This is a genomic window from Bifidobacterium sp. ESL0827 (assembly GCF_052606685.1).
Window position 1 is genome coordinate 2,047,094 of record NZ_CP199597.1, and the last position, 23,244, is coordinate 2,070,337.

Below are 23,244 nucleotides of genomic sequence, written 5' to 3' on the forward strand. Positions count from 1 at the left end.
GTATTGTTTCGTCCGGGCCCATGTTTGGTGGGTTCGGGTCGATCGTTTTGTGATCGTTTAGTGTGATGATTTGTCGTCTGGCAGTTCGCAGTTGTTGTTGTCGTGGCATGGCCTGTGGTCGTGTTGTCGGCAAGGGCGCATGGTGGATGCCTTGGCAGACAGGACCGATGAAGGACGCGTGGGGCCGCGATAGGCCTCGGGGAGCCGCCGACAGGGCTTTGATCCGAGGGTGTCCGAATGGGGTAACCCGCCGGCTGTTATGGGCCGGCACCGCATTCGTGCGGGGGGTACGCAGGGAAGTGAAACATCTCAGTACCTGCAGGAAAGGATATTCCGTGAGTAGTGGCGAGCGAAAGCGGATGATGGCCAAACCGGTGCCGTGTGAGACCCGTCGGGGGTTGCGGCATGGGTGTTGTGGGACTTGGCGTCCGGGCTCCGACGGGCCCGGCGGCAGTGATAAAGCGGCGTGTGAGGCGAACGGGATTGAATTCCCGGCCGTAGAGGGTGATGGCCCCGTAGCCGAAGGCGCGCCGCCTGCCGGTTCTTGTTCCCAAGTAGCGCGGGACTCGTGGAATCCCGTGTGAATCGGCCCCGACCGTGGGGTAAGCCTGAATATTCCTGTCTGACCGATAGCGTACGAGTACCGTGAGGGAAAGGTGAAAAGCACCCCGGGAGGGGAGTGAAAGAGTTTCTGAAACCGTGTGCCTACAATCCGTCGGAGCCTTTCGGGGTGACGGCGTGCCTATCGAAAAATGAGTCTGCGAGTCAGTGGTGCGTGGCGAGGCTAACCCGTGTGGGGCAGCCGTAGCGAAAGCGAGTCCGATAAGGGCGTTTCCAGTCGCGTGTCCTGGACCCGAAGCGGGATGATCTAGCCCTGGGCAGGTTGAAGCGCGGGTAAGACCGCGTGGAGGACCGAACGGACCTGGGTTGAAAACCGGGCCGATGACCTGGGGCTAGGGGTGAAAGGCCAATCAAATTCCGTGATAGCTGGTTCTCTCCGAAATGCATTTCGGTGCAGCGTCGCGTGAGTGCCTCCATGGGGTAGAGCTACTGGATGCTTGAGGGCCCGTATCGGGTACCGACAGCAGCCAAACTCCGAATACGTGTGAGGTGTATCGCGGCAGTGAGTCGGCGGGGGATAAGCTCCGTCGTCGAGAGGGAGACAGCCCAGATCGTCGTCTAAGGTCCCTAAGCGCGTGCTAAGTGGGAAAGGATGTGGAGTCGCATAGACAGCCAGGAGGTTGGCTCAGAAGCAGCCATCCTTGAAAGAGTGCGTAACAGCTCACTGGTCTAGTGGTTCCGCGCCGATAATGTAGCGGGGCTCAAGCACGCCACCGAAGACGCGGCAGCGCAGTTTGCTGTGCTGGGTAGGAGAGCGTTCCGCGTGGGGTGAAGCGGCGGCGTGAGCCGGCCGTGGACCGCGTGGAAGTGAGAATGCAGACATGAGTAGCGAGAGGCGGGTGAGAATCCCGCCCGCTGGATGACCAAGGGTTCCGGGGCCACGTTCGTCGTCCCCGGGTGAGTCGGGTCCTAAGGCGAGGCCGACAGGCGTAGTCGAATGGATGAAGGAGTCGATATTCTCCTACCGGCGTCAAGCCGTCCAATCCAAGACGTGGAAGCGTGCCCTTACCTGTGTCGGGTGGTGGTCTTCGGACCGTCCGATGGCATGGGACCGGCGTGTGGATGCGTGGCGGGTAGCGCGGGAGTGACACGGAACGGGAGCCGGGCCGCGGTGGTGGTTATCCGTGGTCAAGCATGCGGCGCGTCGGGCAGGCAAATCCGCCCGGCATGAGCGCGAGGTGTGATGATGGGGGGTCTTGTGCCCCGAATCCGGTGTGCCGTTCCGTCGAGAAAAGCTTCGGCGTGAGGAGTGGCGCCGCCCGTACCCTAAACCGACACTGGTGGTCAGGTAGAGTATACCAAAGCGATCGAGCGAATCCTGGTCAAGGAACTCGGCAAATCACTCCCGTGCCTTCGGTATAAGGGAGGCCCCTGCCGGTGAGGCGCTTCACGCGCGGAGCCGGCGGGGGCGGCACAGACCAGGGGGTAGCGACTGTTTACCAAAAACACAGGTGCATGCGAAGACGTAAGTCGCTGTATATGCACTGACGCCTGCCCGGTGCCGGAAGGTTAAGAGGATCCGTCATCCCCTTCGGGGGGGGCAGCGGTGAATTCAAGCCCCGGTAAACGGCGGTGGTAACTATAACCATCCTAAGGTAGCGAAATTCCTTGTCGGGTAAGTTCCGACCTGCACGAATGGCGTAACGACTTCCCCACTGTCTCGACCAGGAGCTCGGCGAAATTGCAGTACGAGTAAAGATGCTCGTTAAGCGCAGAAGGACGAAAAGACCCCGGGACCTTTACTATACCTTGGTATTGGCGTTAGGTGCGGACTGTGTAGCATAGGCGGGAGGCTTCGAAGCGGGTGCGCCAGCATCCGTGGAGCCGTAATGTGAAATACCGCTCTGTCCTCATCTGGCCTCTAACCTCGGCCGGTCATCCCGGCCAGGGACAGTGCCTGGCGGGTAGTTTAACTGGGGCGGTTGCCTCCCAAAGAGTAACGGAGGCGCCCAAGGGTTCCCTCAGCCCGGTTGGCAATCGGGTGTTGAGTGCAATCGCACAAGGGAGCTTGACTGCGAGACCGACGGGTCGAGCAGGGACGAAAGTCGGAGATAGTGATCCGGTGCCGGCGTACGGACGCGGCATCGCTCAACGGATAAAAGGTACCCCGGGGATAACAGGCTGATCATCCCCAAGAGTCCATATCGACGGGATGGTTTGGCACCTCGATGTCGGCTCGTCGCATCCTGGGGCTGGAGCAGGTCCCAAGGGTTCGGCCGTTCGCCGATTAAAGCGGCACGCGAGCTGGGTTCAGAACGTCGTGAGACAGTTTGGTCTCTATCCTCTGCGCTCGTTGGAATCTTGAGGAGCCCTGCCCATAGTACGAGAGGACCTGGGTGGACGAACCTCTGGTATGCCGGTTGTCGCGCCAGCGGCACGGCCGGTTGGCTACGTTCGGATGGGATAACCGCTGAAAGCATCTAAGCGGGAAGCCCCCTCCAAGATAAGGATTCCATGAAGCCTTGCGGCTTCTGAAGACCCCATGCAGAACACATGGTCGATAGACCGGACGTGGACACCCCGCAAGGGGCGGAGCCGACCGGCACTAATGGTCGAAGACAACACAACACCCACCCCCCTGGAGGGGTGGCGGCATCAACCCTTACTGCGCATCCTGCCTGCGGCAATATGCACGAACAGCCACAGACGATCGAAGCACACGGAACACGCGTCCACCATCCGGTCCCCAAACCGCCAGGAGACCCCGACCCCACGGGATCGGAAGAATTGAAGATTCGCGGCGGTCATGGCCTGGGGGAGACGCCCGGTCCCATTCCGAACCCGGAAGCTAAGACCCAGCACGGCAATGGTACTGCACCCGGAAGAGTGTGGGAGAGTAGCACACCGCCGCCACAACACATTGAAAGGCCTCGAGACGCATAAGCGCCCGAGGCCTTTTGTTTTTCTTAAAGAGATGAACTTCAAATTGGCTAGATTAAGCCGAACGGTATTACAGGCGGACCTGGCCTAGGAGACCTTGACTTCCTGTACAGGTAAACTCTGATCTACGTTCTTAGACAGAGGGAGCTGGAACATTCTTGACTGGCAGGCTATAACTTTTGCTAACCCCATAAGGGTCGCGGCCGGCCTTTGCCTTTTTCATCTGCAGGCAGAGATTGGAAGCGGCCTGCTCACCCATTGCTTTAGGATCCTGTTCAAGCAGGTAGATGCCGTTTTCCACGTATTGCGACCAGTCCCAGTCGTCGAAACTTACCAGGCCCAAGTCTCTAGGGAAAACGAGTCCGAGTTCCCGGAGAGAGGCGAGTGTTTCGAAGAGGAGCGGGCCCATCAAAGAAACCAGGAGAGTCTTGCCGGTGTTGCCATCCTCTGCCATGTCGGCGATTTCTTTTCTGATTTGTTTGGACAACCATGATCCGTCATGATCACCCATCTCTATTCTGACATATTTCTTCTTCAAGGCTTGGGATGCCCGTTCAAACCCTTCTGCGCGTATGGTCTGGGCGGATACCTGGCTCAGCACTCGGCTCAGAACTACTACTTTCCGATAGGGTCCGGACAAAAGCTTGGAACCAAGGGAGAAGCATGAGTCAAAATTGTCGCTGGCTACCTGGCTGATCTGGTGGGGTTGATCCCCGATTAGTCTGTCAACCATGACCAGGGGTAGATGAGCAGTTGAAATAGACTTGTAGGCTTCAAAATAGCAGGCATTAGGCTGGATAATCAAACCGTCTACTTGCTGGGATAGCAGTCTCTCAATTTCATCCTTTTCCTGGTCGACTGAATTGTTGGAGTTCATCAGCATGATGTCGTAACCGGAGGGCTGCAGTACGTTGTAGATTCCCTTGAAAAGAAGCGAGGAGAAAACATTGGAGATATCACCGACGATAACGCCGACGATCATGCTCTGTCCTCGTCTTAGCTGCCTTGCCGAAGCCCGGGGCGTGTAATCGAGCCGATTCACTGTTGCCTGGATGCGTAGTCTGGTGGCAGGACTCATCTTCCGGTAGTTGCCGTTGATGAAGCGCGAAACAGTGGTGACTGAGACTCCGGCCTCACGAGCAATATCCGCTATCGTCGCCTTACTCATGCATCCTCCTGAGATTCGCGCCCTTATCCAGCCTTGTATACGTAGCGGGGGCACTGGTCCTTATTCGTTTTACCTCACTATGTAGCCCGGGTTTTGGATTACTCCGACAATTACTCCGACAATGTGACTAGAGAGGTTACGGAGCGGACCGGATTGACATAATGGGGCAAACCGTGTATACCTAAGGTTAATCGATAAACCTCATAAAAACGTTGCCGTTTTCAATGAAAGTGATATCGATAAACCAATAAAAAACACTGAGGCCTTAACCAACGCAGCGGAGGTAAGCGCTACCAAGACAAGGTGCTAAGTGTTCAGCGAAAGGATGTTGTCGATGGTGGACGATGATTTCTCGTTACAGAGCTTCGCCCTGACAGGCAAGGTGGTCGTCATTACGGGCGGTGCTAGTGGCCTGGGTGAGTACTATACACAGGCTGTGACCCAGGTTGGAGCCGATGTCATGGTCGTTTCGAGCACGGAGAAAAACTGGGACAAGATCAGGGAATTCGTCCAGGCCCAGGGGCGTCGTCTGGTCCTCCTGAAGCAGGACATTACGCAGGAGGGCGCCGCCGATAAGGTGGTGGAGACGGCGATGAAGGAGTTCGGCAGGATCGATGTCCTTATCAACAATGCCGGTATGCAGCGTCGCCACCCATTAGATGAGTTCCCCGACGAGGATTGGCGGGCCGTCATTGACCTCAACTTGAACGCCCTGTACTACCTGTCACATGCGGTGGCCAAGGTGATGATGAAGCAGCGTTCAGGCAAGATTATCAATATCGGTTCGATGCAGTCTTACCGAGCGGGGAAATATATCTTCCCCTACGCCGCCAGCAAGCATGCGGTCATGGGGCTTACGCGGGCTTATGCAGATGCCTTGGCACCCTACAACGTTCAGGTCAACGGAATAGCTCCGGGCTATATTGACACTCCCATGACCAAAGCCCTCCAGAAAGACCCTGTTCGCAGCGTAGAGATCAGGGATCATATTCCCGCAGGGCGCTGGGGACAGCCCTCGGAACTCAAGGGTGCCATGGTCTTCCTCTGCTCCAAGGCTTCAGACTACATGACCGGAGTCATGATACCTGTAGACGGTGGTTACCTTCTGCGTTAATTGCAATGCCATATCCCCGGCTCAAGCTGTCGGCCGGGGGTGCCGGCTCTTCTCTTCATCCTCCGATCGATGTAGATCGGGAATTCTGAGCATGATATCTGAAACCACTCACAAAAGAGGATCCAATGAAGCTTCTCATAGTTGCCTGCGCCGTAGCAGTGCTTATATTCCTTATAGTCAAGGTCAAGCTCAACACTTTCGTCTCCCTGATCATCACATCCATATTGGCAGCTCTGGTTCTGCAGATTCCTCCGGATAAGATTCCTACTACCATTGAGAATGGTATCGGGGGTCAATTAGGTCATCTTGCCATCATCTTTGGATTCGGCTCTATGCTGGGCAAACTCGTCTCTGACTCCGGCGGCGGCCATCGCATAGCTATGACTCTGATCAGACATTTTGGGCGCAAACGCATCCAGATAGCCGTGGTGCTGGCATCCTTCGTAATCGGACTGGCGCTCTTCTTCGAGGTGGGTTTGGTGGTTCTTCTGCCAATTATCTTCGTCATCGCGCGGGAATTGGACATGCCACTCATGTATCTGGGTATTCCCATGGCAGCCACTCTGAATGTGACTCACGCATTCCTGCCACCTCACCCTGCGCCCACGGCCATCACCGCGACTCTAGGCGCCAGTATGGGCCAGGTCCTGATCTACGGCATTATCGTTTCCATTCCCACGATCATCGTTGCCGGCCCCCTTTTCAACTCCTTCCTCCACCGTGTTTGCCCATCGATGTACCACGAAAACATTGATGTAGCTGTCTTGGGCGACTTCAAGGAGTTCGAAGAGAAGGACACCCCCGGGTTCTGGATCAGTGTTTTGACCTCCATGATGCCGGTCATTCTGATCGCTGTGGCCACGATATGTTCCTTCGTCTTGCCCAAGGCCGCACTTATTACTAAGGTCATCACCTTCATCGGTGCCCCCGACATCGCCATGCTGCTCTCTTTGGTTTTCGCGGTATGGTCCATGGGATATGCCCGAGGCAAGAAAATGCCTGAGATTGCCGGATCCATGACGGAATCGGTCAAGCAAATCGCCATGATGCTCCTCATCATTGGCGGTGGCGGCGCCTTCAAGCAGGTTCTGGTGGATGGCGGCATCTCCGATTACATTTCCACCCTGTTCGCTCACATCAACATGCCGCCGCTGATCGCGGCCTGGCTGGTAGCAGCGGTTCTCCGGGTATGCTTGGGTTCCGCTACAGTGGCTTCGCTGACGGCCGCCGGTCTGGTTGCACCTCTGATGGCCATGTCTCCCGTCAATCCGGCCCTGATGGTTCTGGCTGTAGGGGCAGGGTCCGTCGTGGCCGATCACGTCAACGACGCAGGCTTCTGGATGATCAAGGAGTACTTCGGACTCAGTCTGAAGGAGACATTCATGTCCTGGACCACGGTGACCACGGTTCTTTCTGTGACCGGCCTTGCTGCAGTCCTCCTGCTTTCGCTGGTGGTCTGAGGGACCTTGGGGAACGAGGTATAGTCTCCGCTAAAGAAATGGGGGAGGGGCAACTCCTACGGCAAGTGATGCTGTAGGAGTTGCCCTCCTCGAATTTGGGGTCAGAAGAGGCCGTTGTCGTTGCGGGACTTCACGCCTTCTACGTTGTGCTCGATGATATCCCAGTGCTCGGCCAGCTGGCCATCCTGCAGCCGGTAGATATCGCAGACCTTGTTGACATGGCCGTTCTTCAATGTGCACTTGAAGAAGACATAGACCATGTCGTCCTCGCCGCTCAGTCTGATGATGTCAATTTGCGGGCCCAGGGACAGAAAGCCCTTGATGAACTCCAGGAATCCTGACTTCCCATCGGCACATGTTGGGTTGCGCTGGATGTAGTCGTCCCGCATGAACCTGTCGAGGTTGCTGATATCTGCCTGGCTGAAGACCTGGTCGTAGAACTCCTGCACCAGGGACTTGTTGGCTGCCGTCTCACTCATGCTCATCATGAACCCTCGTCTTCCGCCAGTACCCAGGCTTTCGGGTTTCTTCATGATGGGTGTCTTCGCTCAGGCTCGTAAGCGTGCATGAGACCAAGGTGAGCAGGTGGATGGTGGCTTACGGAAAGGCTATCAGGCCTTGAAGTGGCGCTCGTCGTTCATGGTGGCGAAGTTCAGGCCAATCAGGATGCCGCCGCCTATGTAGTTGCCCAGCATGGCCACCAGGACCACCAGGATTGCCTTCCAGGCGTTGACCCGCCCGAAGACGCCCAGGATGAGGAAAAGGGCCGAATCCGCTATAGAGTGCTCGAACCCGCAGAAGGCGAAGACGAAGACGGCTACGACCATGATGATGCACTTGGTGAAGTCGTTGGAAAGCTTGCCGTTGTAGACCATGAGCATGGCAATGTTGATGCAGAAGTTGCACAGGATGCCGCGCACGAAGAGGTCGGCGAATCCCATGGGGCCGCCGGAGACGTAGCCGGTCTTGGTCGCCGCAGCAGCCAGCATCTGGTCCAGGGTGGGACCGCTGATGATGGATGAGAAGCGCAGGATAACGGCTACGATCAGGGCTCCGGCCAGGTTGCCCAGAAGGCAGAGGACCAGGATCCGCAGGGAGGCCAGCCAGCCCAAGCGCTTGTGGTAGGCGCCTATGGTGACCACCATCATGTTGGAGGTCAGCAGTTCGGAGTTGGTGTAGTAGATCAGGACCAGGGCCCAGCCGAAGGTGGTCGCCGCCAGGACCCGGCCTGCCAGGATCAGGCCGTGGTCGGCTGGGTTTTGGCCGGCCTGACCCATGATGACGAAGAAAGCCGTGAAGAAGATACCCACAAAGAGGCCGGCCATGGTCGCTCGTTGCATGTACTTGCCGGTCAGGGCGCCGCTCATGGTCTTCTTGCTCTCGACCACGTCCAGGACGGTGCTGATGAAGGCCCGCCCGGGGAAGAGGGGCTGTCTCTTCTGTTGATCTGTCATCTGATTGGATTGCTCATTCACGGGGTTCATTATGGCATTCCTGAGTAAAGGGGGACCGGCCTTAGGGCCCGACTGTGCGGGAATTCACTTCTTTGCCAGTGTCACTCGGTGCGCAGGGCGGTGGCAGGATCCTGCTTGGCTGCCTTCCGTGAGGGGATCAGGCCGCCAATCAGGGTCAGGACCACACTCAGAATGACCAGAGCCACGCCGCCCGAGGCAGGCAGGGCCGCATTGACCTCGGTGGTCCCCATGAAGTGGTGCATGATGCTGTTGGCCGGAATGATCAGCAGCAGGGTGATGCCTACCCCCATCAGGCCTGCCAGAAGCCCGATGAGGCCGGTCTCGGCGTTGAATACGTTGGAGACGTTCCGCTTGGAGGCGCCCATGGCGCGCAGGATGCCGATCTCCTTGGTCCGCTCCAGAACCGATATGTAGGTGATGATGCCGATCATGATGGAGGAGACCACCAGCGAGACCCCGACGAAGGCTATCAGCACGTAGGTGATGACGTTGATGATGGTGGTGACCGAATTCATCATCAGGCCCACGTAGTCGGTATAGACGATCCGGTTCTTCTCCGCGGCCTTGTCGTTGTAGTGCTTGATGGAGTCGCCCACGGAATTCTTGTTCTCGAAGCTGTCCGTGTAGATGCTGATGCGGGAGGGGGCGTCCCGGGAGATCAGGCCGAAGTCGCTCAGGTTGTCGGCGTAGGTGCCTGTGGAGACGTACTGGTTGTAGATGGCGACCAGGGCCTCCTGAGGGGCGGTGGCAATGTATTGGTCGAAGGCCTGGGCCGTCTGCTGCTCGGCTGAGGCCCCCGTGGGGATGCCGGCAGGACCTTGGGCTCCCGCAGCGGCTCCGACCCGGCCCTGGCCCTGACGCTGGGCCTCCTGGCCGGCCATGGCTGCCGAACTCTTCATGATCTCCTGGGCCATGCTGGCCTTCTGTGTGACGCCCAGGGATGCGATGTAGGCCTTGGCGTCGCTGGCTTTGGCGGCATCGTCGGCAGGGGCGAAGGCCATCCCGTTGAGGACGCTGTGGCCCTGGTCGGCCTCCTGGTCGGTGACGATGGGGCTGGTCTTGGCTTGGTCGATCAGGTAGTCGGTCAACTGGCGGGTATACCCGACGCCTACCTTGAGGGGTGTGGCCTTGGCTCCCTGGTGGGGGCGTACTATGCCTACGATGTGCAGCTGCAGGCCCTGATCGGCGGCCTTGGTCATCTGGTCGGTGCTGTCGCCGATGTAGTGGTAGTGGCCGTCGGTCCCCTTGGCATACTGGTCCGCAGCGGGCACCAGGGAGAATTTCTGGTCCATGGCCTTGGCGTATTCGATGGGCTTGGTGTCGACCTTGACCTCCTGGCCGCTGTTGAGCTTGTTCATCATGTCGGTGTACTGGCTGGAGGGGAGGATGCCCAGCTTGTAGAGGCTGGTGACGGGCATCTGGTTGTTCTTGTCCAGCACCAGGACCACCTGATCCTTGGCCTTGGGCCAGGTGCCGTTCACCACCTGGTAGTTGTCGGTCACCACCTTGCTGATGGTGGTCTTGGCATCGGCCCCCGGCATGATTTCGCCGAAGATCTCCGGAGCCTTGTTCTTCTCGGTCTTGCCGGTCAGGTAGGACATCTGCATGGACTGGATGTCGCCCATGTCGCTGTCGGTGTTGGCCGTGGCCATCTGGCTGGCGGTGGAGCTGGCGTCGTCCTGCCCGCTCATGGTCACCTTGTCTGCAGAGACCAGCTTGCCGTCCGGATCGTGTCCGAAGACCGCGAACTTGGTGGCGTAGGAGTACTGGATGCCTACGGACCCCACGTACTGGTGGATCTCGCTCTTGGGATTATCCAAGTATTTTTTGAAGTCTGTCAGATTGTTCTGGGTGATGCTGCTGGTCAGGCTGGAGGCCCCCTTGATGCTGGAGTCGTCCGGCTGGATGGCCTTGAGATTCTTGTGGGCCTTGGCCTCCTTCTGGGATTCCTGGGCGGAGTCCACTATCTTGTTCAGGTCGAAGGACTGCTCCTGAATGGTGATGGGGTAGGAGGTCATGGTCTCCCGCTGCACCCTGTCGATGTAGCGGTTGACCCCGGTGGACACCGACAGGATCAGGGCGATGCCGATGATGCCGATGGATCCGGCGAAGGCGGTGAGTGCAGTTCGAGCCTTTTTAGTACGAAGATTGTTGAAGCTCAGGGACAGGGAGGTCAGCAGCCCCATGGAGGCCTTGCCGAAGGTGCGGTGGCGGGCCCGGCGGATGGGCACCTGGTCATCAGGCAGGGGGTCGGAATCGCTGATCACAGAGCCGTCGTGCAGCTCCACGATCCTGGTGGCGTACTGGTGGGCCAGCTCGGGGTTGTGGGTGACCATGACTACCAACCGGTCCTGGGCCACCTCCTTGAGCAGGTCCATGATCTGGATGGAGGTCTCGGAGTCCAAGGCTCCGGTGGGCTCGTCAGCCAGGAGGATGCGGGGGTTATTGACCAGGGCCCTGGCGATGGCCACCCGCTGCATCTGCCCGCCCGAGAGCTGGTTTGGCCGCTTGTTCACGTGCTGACCGAGCCCCACCTGCTCCAGGGCCTGCCTGGCACGCTCCCGCCGCTCCTGCCGGTGCACGCCCGAGATGGTCAGGGCAAGCTCCACGTTGGACAGGATGCTCTGGTGGGGGATCAGGTTGTAGCTCTGGAAGACGAAGCCTACGGTGTGGTTGCGGTAGGAGTCCCAGTCACGGTCCTTATACTTCTTGGTGGAGGTGCCGTTGATGATCAGGTCGCCCTGGTCGTAGCGGTCCAGCCCGCCGATGATGTTGAGCAGGGTGGTCTTGCCGGAGCCGGAGGGGCCCAGGATGGCCACGAACTCGTTGTCGCGCAGGTTGACGCTGACATCATTCAAGGCCTGCTGGACGAAGTCCCCCGTTTTGTACTGTTTGGAGATGTGTTCGATCTGCAGCACCGTCGTCCTCCGCTTTCTGGATTCTCAATGGCTTTAATGGCATGGACTTATGGACTCTTGGAGTGCCAGCTTACGCCATCAGCATGGGTAAATGCCGATATGGCCTAGTCCACCGACTTGAGGGCCTCCAGCATGTCTACATGCTTGAGCTTGTTGTTGACCATCCAGCCCAGGCCGGCCGTGATGACCGTGATCATGACCAGGGGCACGACGAAGGCCACCCAGCTGATGGAGGGGTCAAAGAGGACGTTGTCCGGCGGGACGGTCGTGATGATGTAATGGTGCAGCCAGGCCCCGAACCCGTACCCGGCCAGGACGCCGATGGCCGACAGAAGGATGGTCTCCCGGTAGATGTACATGGTCACCTCGCGGTCGTAGAAGCCCAGCACCTTGATGGTGCTCAGCTCGCGGATCCGCTCCTCCACGTTCAGGTTGGTCAGGTTGTAGAGGATGACCAGGGCCAGCAGGGTGGCCACGATGATCAGCACCTGCATGATCATGTTCAAGGATTTGACCACGGTGTCGATCTGGCTCATCAGGGTCGTGTTCTGCACCACCCCCTGGATGCCGTCGATCCGTATGAAGGAGGCGGCCTGTCTTCTGGTGTTCTCCGCGCTGGAATCCTTGAAGGTGACCAGATGGGCGTTGGGCGAGAAGTCCTGGTGGAAGACGGTCCTGTAGGCCGATGGGCTCATGAAGACGAAGTGCCCCAGGTACATCTCGCAGATGCCGTCCACCCGCATGGTCCTGTCCCTGCCACCCGAATCCTGCAGAGTGATCCTGTCGCCGGTCTTGGTCCCTGTCAATTGGGCGATCCGTTCAGAGAGGATCACGCCGTCGCCCTTGAGGTTCAGGGGCTTGTGCCCCGACCGGGTGTCCATGCGGATGAAGTCGTCCAGGTGCTCGGCGTTGGCCGGCGCGATCATGGTGATGGACTGCTTGTCGGCGTTGTGGCCGGCCGTCTTGCTCATCTCCTCGTAACGCACGTTCAGGGAACGGCTCACATCGGGCTTTTCCAGCCGTTTTTTGATGGATTGGCGTTGGTCGGATGTGGCCTGGCTGTTCTCGGCGGCGATCAGGTCGTAGCGAATGACTTGGCCGAACTGGTGCTCGTTGATGGCCGAGATGGATCCCTGCACGCCGAATCCCGCCATCAGCAGGGCCACCGATCCGCAGACCCCGAAGATGGTCATCAGCATCCGCTGCTTGTAGCGGAAGATGTTCCGGGCGGTGACCTTGTGGGTGAAGTTGAGCCGGTTCCAGATCAGGGGGATGCGCTCCAGGAAGATCTTCGATCCGGCACTGGGCGGCTTGGGCAGGAGGAGGGCCGACGGTTTCTCGTGCAGCTCCCGCCAGGCGCTCAGGAAGGCCGGGACAACGGCGCTCAGGAAGGCCAGCAGGCAGGCCAGGAGGGTGATGGGCAGGTGGAAGCCGTAGTGGATGGGCGGCATGTCGAAGGCGTGGACATAGGCCTGGTAGACGATCCAGGGCAGCAGGGTGTGGCCGGCGATGATGCCCAGAAGCGCGCCCAGGGCCGAGGCCGCTCCGCCGTAGACCAGGAACTTGGCCATGACATCCTGGTCCCTGTAGCCCAGGGCCTTGAGTGTTCCTGCGTTGATCCGCTCCTCGTCCACAAAGCGCGTCATGGTGGTGAAGGTGACCAGGGCGGCCACCAGATACATGAAGTAGGGGAAGACCTTGGCCAGCGAGTCCACGATGAAGGAGACGGAGGCGTAGACCTTATAGCCTTCCGAGCCGGGCGCCTCACGACGAGAGTCCAGGGCGTAGACCGGCTTTTCCAGTCGGCTCAACTGGTCAGCCGCCTTGTTCAGCTTCTTCTGGGAGTCGTCGATCCTCTTCTGGGCATCCGGGCTTTCCTTGTTGAATTTGTCCAGTTTGGCCCGGTATTCCGCGGTTTTCTGATTCAGGGTGGCTTGGGCCTGGTCGATCTGCCCCTGGGCCGAGGCCCGGCTGTCGGCCAGCTGTCGCCGGGCCTGGGCTAGTTTGGTCCTGCCCTGGGCCAGCTGTGCGGAGGCCTGGTCAAGCTGGGTCTTGCCCTGGGCCAGTTGGCGCTCGCCTTCGTTCACCTTGGCTCTTGCCTGGGTCAGCTCCCGACGCTTTGCATCCAGGGTCTGCTGGTTGGCCGCAACCTGGGCCATGCCGGGGGTGTACTGGTTGGTCATGAAGGCATCGCGGCCCGTCTTGGCCTTGGTCACCAGGGCATCGATCTGCGGTGATTGCCGGTTGAGTTCGGTCAGCTGTGTCTGGAGCCCGGCCTTCTTGTGGTTGAGGTCCTCCTGCTGCTGAGGGGTCAGCCCGGGTGTGGCCAGTTGGGCGTCGATGGTCTGAATGAGGCCGGTGACCTGTGCGATGCCCTGTCTGCATTGTGTTTGAGCCGCTTGGGCCTGGGCTACAGCCTGATCGGCCTGGGCCTTGCCGCCTTCCAGCTGCTGGCGGGAACCATCAAGCTTGGCCTGTCCCTGGTCGATGGCCTGCTGCCCCTGGTCGGCCTGATGCCTGCCCTGGGCCACCTGGCTGGCGGAGGACTGGTATTGCTTCTGCTTTCGAGCCAGTTCGGCCGAACTCAGGTCCACCTCCTGCTGCCCTTGGTCGATGGCCGCCTGGGCCTGCACCGTCTTTGCAGCCAGTTGGTTCTTGGCGGACTGGATGCTCTGGGCACCCTGGTCCAGATCCTTCCTGGCCTGGTCCAGCTGCTGCCGGTTTCCCTCAAGTTTGTCTCTGGACTGGTTCACCTGGTCCTGCCCCTGGTCCAGCTTCTTCTTTAGGGGGGCCTTGATGGCGTTCAGCCTGGCGGCGGGGCGTCCTGACAGGATCCGGTTCAGGTCGTCCTTGTGGGTCTGTAGGGCCTGGATGTACTGGTCGGAATAGTGGTCCCTGATTCGGTCCAGATCCTTGAAGGTCAGGCGGGCGATCATGTACTCGTCCGAGTCGAAGGCCTTTGGCGTGGTCACTGCGTAGGAGTCCAGGGATCCGGATCCGGCTGTGGAGGGACCCATGTTGACCTTGCTCAGGATTTCGGTTGACCTGACCGTGCCCACCACGCGCAGCTTGTGGTGCTTCAAGACCTTCCTGCCCAGCTGGTCAGCCTTTTCGTCCACCTGGATGCTGCTGCCGATGGGGTGGCTCTCACCCAGGGCCGTGTCGACCGCTATCTGGTCGGGTCTGGTCGGCATGGATCCCTCGACCAGCTCATAGGTGGAGATCCGGTCGGGGGCGGAGTAGATGCGCAGGCTCTTGTCGGTGCCTTTGAGCACCACGTCCTTCAGATACCCGTATTCGATGCCCGAGTTGCCGGGGGCGGTGTCGATGGCATCCCGATCCCCCTGATCCAGCCCGTAGCTGCTGATGACCATCAGGTCGGCCAGATGGTGGCTGGACAGGTAGGTGTTGCCGGCCTGCCGCATGTCCGGCCCGGTTACGCTCAGTCCGACCAGGGCGAAGGAGCCCAGCGCCACCAGACAGACGATGGAGATGAACCGTCCCAGGGACTTGCGCAGGGAGACCCGGATGTCGTGCCAGAGCACCTTCCTGACGGGCTGCATCCTCACCACTCCACGTTTTCGATGTCTTCGGGGCTGTCATTGGTCTGCACGGCCTGGACCCGGGCGTCGTGCATGCGGATGACCCTGTCGGCGATGGGGGCGATGGCCGCGTTGTGGGTGACGATGACTACGGTGGCGCCCTTCTTGCGGCACTGGTCCTGCAGGATGCGCAGCACCTGCTTGCCGGTCCGGTAGTCCAAGGCTCCGGTGGGTTCGTCGCAGAGCAGGATCTTGGGGTTCTTGGCCACAGCCCGGGCGATGGCCACCCGCTGCTGCTCGCCGCCGGAAAGCTGGGCGGGGAAGTTGTCGATCCGGTCGCCCAGGCCCACGTCGACCAAGGTCTGGACCGGGTCAGCGGCATCGTCGACAATCTCAGAGGCCAGCTCCACGTTCTCCCTGGCGGTCAGGTTGGCCACCAGATTGTAGAACTGGAAGACGAAGCCCACGTCGTAGCGGCGGTAGGTGGTCAGCTGTCGGGCGTCGTAGCCGGCGATGTCCTTTCCATCCACGATCACCTGGCCCTCGTTGCAGGTGTCCATGCCGCCTAGGATGTTCAGTACGGTCGATTTGCCCGCCCCCGAGGCACCGAGGATGACCACCAGTTCGCCCTTCTCGATGGAGAAGGTGACCTCATTGTTGGCCACGATGGTCGTCTCGCCGGTCACATACCGTTTCGTCTCTCCGATGACGTCGATATAGCCCATCATGCCCTCTCGTAACCCTGGCTGTGCGGCGGGGTCGTCCGACGCAAGGGACGCCCTCCTGATGCTCTTTTCCCCACTACTGTATACGTTTGTGGGGTCCGGAGCACAGGAGAACCGCCTGCCGGGAGGCGTCATGTTCGCCGACCTTGCAAGGGTTCGGAGGTTCAGAGGGCTTGCAGGAGGTTGCCCAGTTTGCGGCTGTCCCTGACTGGTCTGCCCTGGCGGAAGGTGATGAACCGCTGGCAGGTCTGGGCCAGGAACTCCTGGTCGTGTGAGATGACGATCACCATGACCCCCAGGGAGCGCATGTAGCGGATCATCCCGGTCACCTGGTTCATGTGGAGCAGATCCAGGCCGCTGGTGGGCTCGTCCAGAACCACCAGGCGCTTGCCCGACAGTATGGCGGCCGCGATGGCCACCCGTTGCTTTTCCCCGCCGGAGAGGGTGTTGGGGTGCCGGCCCAGGAGCCGCTCCAGGTCCAGCTTTCGCGCCACTTCCTCGAACAGGTCGGTTCGCCTGGCCCCAAGAAGCATTTCGCCCTCCACGGTCTCGCTGAAGAGCTGATAGTTGACATCCTGAAAGACCATGTAGGAGTCCTCGACGCGCTCCCTGCTGGTCTGCTTGGTCCCGTTCAGGCTGATTTCCGACCTGTCGCCAGGCTTGAGCAGTCCGGTCAGGACGGAGGCGAAGGTGCTCTTGCCGGCTCCGTTGCGGCCGATGATGCCGGTGATGTCGTCGCTGGACAGGGTCAGGTCGTCCACATCCAGAGCAGGATCCTGGTCGTGGTGGTAGGCATAGGTTAGGTTCCTGACCCGCAAGAGGTCGGGGGTCTTCTCGGTAGTGACCCTGGCTGGGGCGCTCGCATTCTCGGTCGCGTCCAGATTCAGGGCCCGCAGCCCCATGGCCTGGCGGCTTGGGCCATCCAGCCCCCTCATGGCGGCCGGAGTCAGGTGCTCCGCCAGCCTGCCGTCCTCCATGACCAGGAAGTCGTCGGCCAGGCCGTCCAGGTAATAGAGGCGGTGCTCGATCAGGACCATGGTCAGGCCCCGGTCCTTCAAGCGGCCCAAAATCTGCGCCAGGCTGGCCACCGCCTCGACGTCCAGGTTGCCCGAGGGTTCGTCCAGGACCAGGATCTGCGGGTCCATCATGCAGGAGGAGGCGATGGCGATCATCTGCTTCTCGCCCCCCGACAGGGAGAAGATGTCCCGGTCCATAAGCGGGGCGATGCCGAAGAGGTCAGCCACCTGGTCTATGCGCTCCCGGATAGCATCTGGCTGGACCCCGGTGTTCTCCAGGGGGAAGGCCAGCTCGCTGCGGACGTCGGTGGTGAAGAACTGGGTCTTGGGGTTCTGGAAGACCGACCCCACCTGTTCCGAAAGCCGGTAGATGGGCCGGGCCGTGGTGGGTTCGCCCCCGATCAGGCACCCTCCCTCCAGCTTGCCCTCATAGAGTTCGGGAATCAGGCCGTTGATGACCCTGGACAGGGTGGTCTTGCCGCAACCGCTCGGCCCGGTGACCACGGTCAGCCGTCCCTGGCCCATCCGGCAGGAGACTTCCTTGAGGGATGGCTGGCTGGCGCCTTCGTAGGTGAAGCTAAGCCTGGAACATTGCAACATAGGCTCCACATCCCATAAGGACCAGACCCAGGGCGCACATGAGCGCATCCAGTCCGGTGAAGGCAATCCGTTGGATGGAGGTCTTGGGCCCGGGGTCGCCGATCCCCCTGGTCAGGGCGGCCGAGGTCAGGTCGGAGGCCACATTGGTGGCGTTATTGAGCAGGGGGACGTAGATGTGCTCCATGGTTCGCATCGGATGCCGGACCATGTCGCCGGTGGTGACCGCGATCCCCCTGAATTTCATGGCCCGCCTGATCTGGGCATAGTCGTGCCTGACGGTCGGGAAGAAGCGGAAGAGGACACTGACGGGGATGACCAGCCACTGGGGAGCGTGGATCTTGCGCAGCAGGTAAACCAGCTCCGAGACCTTGGTGGTGCCCATCATGAAGGCCGCAACCAGCACCAGGGGGAGGACCCTGCCCACGCCGACGAAGAGGAAGAGCAGGTAATGCCCCGGCAGGTTCTCGGGGAAGACCATGGCCAGGGAGGCGCCCAGGGCGAAGACCAGACAGACCATAAGCCAGGCCTGGCCTTTCCTGACCCTGCCTACGATGACCTGGAAGCTGCAGAAGTAGATGTTGATGGCCAGGACCAGCGGGGTGGGCAAGGTGACGAAGATCAGGGCGTTGGCGAAGATGACCAGCAGGAATCTGGTGTAGATGGAGATGGGCCTCATTGCTTGGCGGGTATCCGGTTGAAATGCCTGTCGACGATCCGGGCGCCTATCCATGCACCGAGAAGGGCGCCGACCAGGGTGGCCAGAATGCAGACCAGGAAGGTGGCTCCGGTGATGGGTGCGAAGACCCCGTCGATGTACTCCTGGCTCTTGCCGCGGCGGACCAGGCTGGCCACATAGGCGTCCTTCATGAACCAGAGGGGCAGAACTGGGCCGGTGCAGCCGAAGGTGAGGATGACATAGCTCAGGTAGCGGGCCAGGTTGGGACGGCTCTCCCCGAGCGAGGACTGAACCAGGTCAGCCAGCAGGCCGCAGAAGGCGTAGGGGATGAAGGAGAGGGCGAAGTGGCCGAAAACCAGCAGGAAGAGGCCCATGATGACGCCGACGATGGTGATGGCCCCGAACCTGGGCACCCGGCGGATCATCAGCATGTAGACCGGGCCGGAGACCAGCCCCACCACAGCAGGGATGAAGAGGGAGGACAGGCCGGGCATGACCAGGCCAGCCAGGAAGACGGTGATGAAGTTGCCCACCGCCATGCTGACGAAGTAGAGGGCCGTGAAAACGCCGACGTTGACCAGGTCTTTTGTCTTCAGTGCTTTCATAAAGGATCGCTCCCATCCGGGTGGCGGTCGCTCGGCCCTAGGCCATATCCGCCGATTTCAGGTTGTGCCGTCAAGTTTAGGAGGGCCGGGAGGGAAAGTAAATGATATTTTTTTATGTCTCTTGCCAGTGCTTCACAATAAGAGTATTGCCTGCCGCGCGAGGATTTTGTTAGTGTCCACTGAGAGAGGCGTATCAGAAAGGCGGCACGGAGGACAGGCATGATCAGCAAGCGACTACTTCATCTACCGGGAGCCAGGATGGGCGCCAGCCTCCTGCTGGCCCTCCTGCAGACGATCGGTGCGTTGGCGGAGGTGCTCCTCCTGCCGGTGGCCATCGCGGCCGTGGGCCGTTCCCTTGGCCTGCCTGTTCCCCATGCCCTTGCCTGGGTGCCCGGTCGGCCCGGACCTCTGGCGGCCTTGATAGGTGGGCTTATTCTGGTTCGGCTCCTGACCCAGGCGGTCACCAAGTCCGTCAGTGCCCGGCTGGCCGATGGGATGGGCAAGGCGCTCTCCCAGGCCCTGTACCTGTCTGTGTTCGACCCCAATGCGCAGAAGGACGACCTGGGCGTTCCGGCGCAGACCCTGGCCGGGCTTTCGACCGAGGGGGTCAAGTCGGTCGTCTCCTACTTCACGGCTTATATTCCGGCCCTGGTCCAGACCGCCCTGATGCTGGTCGTGACCCTGGCCGTCCTCCTGCCTGTCAGCCCGCTGGCTGCGGTGATCGTCGTGATTGGCATGGTGGCCCTGCCCCTGGCTTCCAAGCCCACCATGGGCGAGAACATCAAGATTCAGCTGGGCCAGCTGCGCAAGTACGACAAGGTCGGGGTCCATTTCGAGCATGCCCTGAGGGGGCTCAACACCCTGAAGATCTTCGGGGCAGACCAGCGGCAGGCCGACGATCTGGCCGAGGAGTCCGAGGGATTCCGCCGGATAACCATGGGGGTTCTGGGCGGGCAGCTGCGCTCGCTGATCAAGGCCGACGTGGTCATCTACACCAGTCTTATTTTGGCGGTTGCAGCTACGGTCCTGATTGGGCAGGGCGGGACCTCACGAGTGCTGTCCTGCCTGGTTGTCGCCCTGGCTGGGGTCCGGCTCTTTGCACCTGAGCGGCAGCTGGTCTACATGATGCATTCCGGCATGGTCGCCATCAAGCAGGGCAAGGCCATTGACGATATTCTCCAGGCGCGGCAGGGGAGCGACGGGGAGTCGGCGGCTCCGGGGACGACTCCTGAGCCACGCAAGAAAGTGGCGTCGGAAGTTGCTCCGGCAACGATTCCGGAAGCATCCGAGAAAGCGGCTCCGGAAGTGATTCTCGAAGCATCAGAGGGAGCAGTTCGGGATTCTGAATCAGAATCCGTCTCGAAGCCTGCTTTGCAGCCTGAGTCGGAATCTGCTTTGGAACCTGTTTCGGATGATGTCCGAATTCCTGCATCGGGATCCGCTTCGAACCTTGCTTTGGATGCTGTCCAAATTTCTGCGTCGGGTTCTGCCGATGTGGTGGGGCAGAATACCGGTTCGGCGCGATCGAGCTCGCAGCAGGCAGATCAGGCGGATATGTCTGGCGACGATTTGCCGGGCATCAGCGCTCGCAATCTGACCTATACCTATCCTGATGGATTCCAGGCCCTGACTGACCTGAACTTCGACCTGCCGGCCAAGGGGCATATGGGCCTGGTCGGCGCTTCTGGCTCTGGCAAGAGCACCTTGGCGGGCCTGCTGTCCGGGCGACTTCAGGGGTATGCCGGAGAGCTGACCATTGGCGGGCGTCAGATCAGCCATCTGTCACGCGAGGAACTGGTAGGTCTGCAGACCGTGGTTCGGGGAACCGATCACCTCTTTACCGGGACCATCAGGTCGAATCTCGATCCGGCTGGGCTGGGCTACTCGGATTGGGAGCTGCAGGATGCACTGGACCAGGTCGGCCTGACCGGACTTGTTCAAAGCAAGGGCGGGCTGGACGCTCCTATCGACCCCGAGGGAGGCAACCTTTCTGGAGGGCAGCGCCAGCGTCTGTCCATTGCCCGCGGGCTCCTGCGGCGTTCTCCTCTCTACATCTTCGACGAGGCAACCAGCGCCGTGGATCGCGAGCATGACGCCACCTTGGCTGTCCTGATGGATGCGCTGGGCAAGGAGTCCCTGGTCCTGACCATCACCCACCGTTTGGCCGGAGTTCGCAATGCCGATTCCATCCTCTTCCTGCAGGAAGGTCGTCTAGCGGAGAGAGGCGGCTTCCCCGAACTGATGGATACCGGAGGCGGATTCGCGGCCCAGTGGAAGGAGCAGGCACAGTATGAGGACGGGGAGTGACGACATGCAGCAAGCGACTGGCAACCTGGCGATGATGCGCCGCATGGCCCGGCTGATGAAGCCTCTGGCTGGTACGGAGGGCAAGGCCATCCTCTGCGGCAGCCTGGGCCATCTTTTTGCTGTCTGGAGCATGATGGCAGCCGCTGCGGCCCTGCTCGGTCTGGTCACGGACTGGCCGCCGCTGAATGGCCAGTGGGTCGTCTGGGCTCTGGTGGCAGTTCTGACCGCTCTCAGCCGAGGGGTTATGGCCTATGGGGAGCAGTACTACAACCACGAGATGGCCTTTAGTATGCTTCGCGACATCCGCACGACTGTCTTCGATAAGATGCGGTCCCTGGCTCCGGCCGGCCTGCGGGACCAGGCGCGCGGAGACATGGTGACGGTGATTACCAACGACATCGAGCTGCTGGAGATTTTCTACGCCCACACCCTATCGCCCATCGCCATCGCTCTAGTGACCTCCTTGGCCAACCTGGCCCTGCTCACCTGGCTCTCGCCCTGGATGGGTCTGGCCGCCCTGGTCTCCTACCTGATCGTCGGTCTGCTCATTCCTATCCTGAGCGCACGGCCCACTTTCAAGATGGCCATGAAGGAACGGACGGCCCAAGCCAACCTGCATTCCCTTCTTCTGGAGACCCTGCAGGGCCGCACAGAGCTGGCGGGGTTGGGCGCTCTAGAGAACACTCGCCGTCGGGTGGGAGCCGCTACGGGCCAGATGTTGGATGCGCGGGGCCGCACCTCTGGGCGGACTATTGCCAACGATTTGGTCACCAACGTGGTCACTCTGATCTGCGCTGGAGTCTTCACTCTGATGGCCTGCCACTTAGGTTCGGCAGGGTTGGTGGATCCTGCACGGGGAATGATCGGACTGGTCGGTTTCCTCTCTTCCTTTGCTCCCTTGATACCTGTGGCTCGGCTCGGAGCTGGCCTGCAGCCTACTCTGGCTGCTGCTCGGCGGGTCTTCTCGCTTTTGGACAAGGAGCCGCCTGTGCGCGAGGTGGAATCCGGTCATGGGAATCACCTGGCGGAGTTCACTGGAGAGGAGGCCAAGGTGGTTTCCTTCTCCTACGCTGTCAAGACTGACACGGGCAAGACTGACCCAGGTAAATATGGCGGTCGAATCGCGGTTTTGGATAATCTGGATCTTTCGATCAAACCTGGCGAGTTGATTGGCATCCAAGGCGCCAACGGGGTTGGCAAGTCCACCTTGATCGACCTGCTGATGCGGTTCCAGGAGCGAAGCGGCGGGGATCTGACCGTTTCCGACCTGCCGATCGAGACCATCCGCACCGCTGATCTGCGTGCCCAGCAGACTCTGGTGAGCCAGGACACTTATATATTCAGTCTCACATTGGCGGATAACATTGCTCTGGCCCGGCCCGATGCCAGCAGAGAGGATATTGAGCAGGCGGCTCATGATGCCTGCCTGGATGATCTGATCGACCAGCTACCCGACGGCTTGGATCATCTGCTTGCTGACAACGGCTCGGACCTGTCCGAGGGACAGCGGCAAAGGGTGGCTCTGGCTCGCGCCTTTTTGAGCTCGGCGCCATTCATGCTTTTGGATGAGCCCACCAGCAATATGGATGCTCTCTTGGAGGGCAGAGTTCTGACCAGGCTGATTGAGCGGAAAGGCGACCGTACCTGTCTGATCGTCTCCCATCGTCCCTCGGTCCTTGCCAGGGTTGACCGTCTGCTGACGCTGCAAAATGGCAAGCTTATCCCCGCCTGAACATTTCATAGAGAAGAGGTGCAATTCGAGGTGCAATTCATAGTGTCACTTCGAATTGCTGCTCGTAGTGTTATCGACGTAATTTGATCCGGCGCTGGTCCATTTCAACGGGTGATTCCGGCAGCGATTCCGTCTACCGACTGTGCAAATGGGAAGCCCGATTGGAGTCAGTTCTGAGAAAAGTGGTTCAGCCAAATAGGAGTCTGCTCTCATTCGGGGTGGTGGTATTTCGACAAGGTTCCGCATAAGTGAGGTTCACGGAGCTTAGCTGTCTTAGAACAGCTGAAAGGCGGACGATTCCGTTTGATAAAGTCGAGGTCTTTTAGTGCATAAGTAAAGTTATCGCTTTACTGATTCACATACCTAATTAATAGGTGGATGTTAGCTTTGGTCAGCAGCGCCTGT

At 60.1% G+C, this 23,244-nt stretch carries 13 protein-coding genes and 2 rRNA genes; 6 read left to right on the forward strand and 9 right to left on the reverse strand.

Annotated elements, in window-relative coordinates; all coding sequences use genetic code 11:
• The first annotated feature begins 119 nt into the window (after window positions 1–119).
• Window positions 120–3,189, forward strand: a 23S ribosomal RNA gene (locus tag ACUIAI_RS08230).
• 168 nt (window positions 3,190–3,357) lie between these two features.
• Window positions 3,358–3,474: ribosomal RNA gene (rrf, locus tag ACUIAI_RS08235) — 5S ribosomal RNA — on the forward strand.
• A gap of 160 nt (window positions 3,475–3,634) precedes the next feature.
• Here the strand turns inward: rrf and ACUIAI_RS08240 are convergent.
• On the reverse strand, window positions 3,635–4,669 hold the full coding sequence (locus ACUIAI_RS08240; RefSeq protein WP_445342126.1) for a LacI family DNA-binding transcriptional regulator: 1,035 nt from the start codon (window positions 4,667–4,669) through the stop codon (window positions 3,635–3,637).
• A gap of 334 nt (window positions 4,670–5,003) precedes the next feature.
• Between ACUIAI_RS08240 and ACUIAI_RS08245 the strand changes: the two genes are divergently transcribed.
• Entirely contained in the window at window positions 5,004–5,783 is a 780-nt protein-coding gene (locus ACUIAI_RS08245) for an SDR family oxidoreductase (RefSeq protein ID WP_445342127.1), read from the forward strand.
• Between the two features lie 125 nt (window positions 5,784–5,908).
• Window positions 5,909–7,243 (forward strand): gluconate:H+ symporter, encoded by a 1,335-nt coding sequence (locus ACUIAI_RS08250; protein WP_254478373.1) that lies wholly within the window; start codon window positions 5,909–5,911, stop codon window positions 7,241–7,243.
• Window positions 7,244–7,344: 101 nt separating this feature from the next.
• On the opposite strand, the gene ACUIAI_RS08255 is transcribed toward ACUIAI_RS08250, so the two are convergent.
• The 8 genes from ACUIAI_RS08255 to ACUIAI_RS08290 all read right to left on the reverse strand — a co-directional run bounded on the left by ACUIAI_RS08255 (window position 7,345) and on the right by ACUIAI_RS08290 (window position 18,800).
• Window positions 7,345–7,776, reverse strand: a complete 432-nt coding sequence (locus ACUIAI_RS08255; protein ID WP_445342128.1) for a nuclear transport factor 2 family protein — start codon at window positions 7,774–7,776, stop codon at window positions 7,345–7,347.
• Between the two features lie 78 nt (window positions 7,777–7,854).
• Window positions 7,855–8,697 (reverse strand): formate/nitrite transporter family protein, encoded by an 843-nt coding sequence (locus ACUIAI_RS08260; RefSeq protein ID WP_445342129.1) that lies wholly within the window; start codon window positions 8,695–8,697, stop codon window positions 7,855–7,857.
• A gap of 101 nt (window positions 8,698–8,798) precedes the next feature.
• Window positions 8,799–11,636, reverse strand: coding sequence for an ABC transporter ATP-binding protein/permease (locus ACUIAI_RS08265; protein ID WP_445342130.1), 2,838 nt, complete (start codon window positions 11,634–11,636; stop codon window positions 8,799–8,801).
• Between the two features lie 104 nt (window positions 11,637–11,740).
• Window positions 11,741–15,199, reverse strand: coding sequence for an FtsX-like permease family protein (locus ACUIAI_RS08270; protein ID WP_445342131.1), 3,459 nt, complete (start codon window positions 15,197–15,199; stop codon window positions 11,741–11,743).
• 2 nt (window positions 15,200–15,201) lie between these two features.
• Window positions 15,202–15,903, reverse strand: a complete 702-nt coding sequence (locus ACUIAI_RS08275) for an ABC transporter ATP-binding protein (RefSeq protein WP_045923831.1) — start codon at window positions 15,901–15,903, stop codon at window positions 15,202–15,204.
• A 164-nt stretch (window positions 15,904–16,067) separates the two neighbouring features.
• Entirely contained in the window at window positions 16,068–17,519 is a 1,452-nt protein-coding gene (locus tag ACUIAI_RS08280; RefSeq protein WP_445342132.1) for an ABC transporter ATP-binding protein, read from the reverse strand.
• Window positions 17,497–18,195: an energy-coupling factor transporter transmembrane component T gene (locus ACUIAI_RS08285; RefSeq protein ID WP_445342133.1), complete on the reverse strand. Its 699-nt coding sequence runs from the start codon at window positions 18,193–18,195 to the stop codon at window positions 17,497–17,499. The genes ACUIAI_RS08280 and ACUIAI_RS08285 overlap by 23 nt, the downstream gene beginning before the upstream one ends.
• Window positions 18,192–18,800 (reverse strand): MptD family putative ECF transporter S component, encoded by a 609-nt coding sequence (locus tag ACUIAI_RS08290; protein ID WP_445342134.1) that lies wholly within the window; start codon window positions 18,798–18,800, stop codon window positions 18,192–18,194. The genes ACUIAI_RS08285 and ACUIAI_RS08290 overlap by 4 nt, the downstream gene beginning before the upstream one ends.
• A gap of 219 nt (window positions 18,801–19,019) precedes the next feature.
• On the opposite strand from ACUIAI_RS08290, the gene ACUIAI_RS08295 reads away from it, so the two are divergent.
• Window positions 19,020–21,107 (forward strand): ATP-binding cassette domain-containing protein, encoded by a 2,088-nt coding sequence (locus ACUIAI_RS08295; RefSeq protein WP_445342135.1) that lies wholly within the window; start codon window positions 19,020–19,022, stop codon window positions 21,105–21,107.
• Entirely contained in the window at window positions 21,091–22,839 is a 1,749-nt protein-coding gene (locus tag ACUIAI_RS08300; protein WP_445342136.1) for an amino acid ABC transporter ATP-binding/permease protein, read from the forward strand. Before ACUIAI_RS08295 ends, ACUIAI_RS08300 begins: the two co-directional genes overlap by 17 nt.
• Window positions 22,840–23,244: the final 405 nt, after the last annotated feature.

What these genes read in the sequence shown, in the direction of transcription:
- ACUIAI_RS08240 (WP_445342126.1), bottom strand. Translation starts at nt 4,669, where the DNA reads ATGAGTAAGGCGACGATAGCGGATATTGCTCGTGAGGCCGGAGTCTCA.
- ACUIAI_RS08245 (WP_445342127.1), top strand. Translation starts at nt 5,004, where the DNA reads ATGGTGGACGATGATTTCTCGTTACAGAGCTTCGCCCTGACAGGCAAG.
- ACUIAI_RS08250 (WP_254478373.1), top strand. Translation starts at nt 5,909, where the DNA reads ATGAAGCTTCTCATAGTTGCCTGCGCCGTAGCAGTGCTTATATTCCTT.
- ACUIAI_RS08255 (WP_445342128.1), bottom strand. Translation starts at nt 7,776, where the DNA reads ATGAAGAAACCCGAAAGCCTGGGTACTGGCGGAAGACGAGGGTTCATG.
- ACUIAI_RS08260 (WP_445342129.1), bottom strand. Translation starts at nt 8,697, where the DNA reads ATGACAGATCAACAGAAGAGACAGCCCCTCTTCCCCGGGCGGGCCTTC.
- ACUIAI_RS08270 (WP_445342131.1), bottom strand. Translation starts at nt 15,199, where the DNA reads ATGCAGCCCGTCAGGAAGGTGCTCTGGCACGACATCCGGGTCTCCCTG.
- ACUIAI_RS08275 (WP_045923831.1), bottom strand. Translation starts at nt 15,903, where the DNA reads ATGGGCTATATCGACGTCATCGGAGAGACGAAACGGTATGTGACCGGC.
- ACUIAI_RS08280 (WP_445342132.1), bottom strand. Translation starts at nt 17,519, where the DNA reads ATGTTGCAATGTTCCAGGCTTAGCTTCACCTACGAAGGCGCCAGCCAG.
- ACUIAI_RS08285 (WP_445342133.1), bottom strand. Translation starts at nt 18,195, where the DNA reads ATGAGGCCCATCTCCATCTACACCAGATTCCTGCTGGTCATCTTCGCC.
- ACUIAI_RS08290 (WP_445342134.1), bottom strand. Translation starts at nt 18,800, where the DNA reads ATGAAAGCACTGAAGACAAAAGACCTGGTCAACGTCGGCGTTTTCACG.
- ACUIAI_RS08295 (WP_445342135.1), top strand. Translation starts at nt 19,020, where the DNA reads ATGATCAGCAAGCGACTACTTCATCTACCGGGAGCCAGGATGGGCGCC.
- ACUIAI_RS08300 (WP_445342136.1), top strand. Translation starts at nt 21,091, where the DNA reads ATGAGGACGGGGAGTGACGACATGCAGCAAGCGACTGGCAACCTGGCG.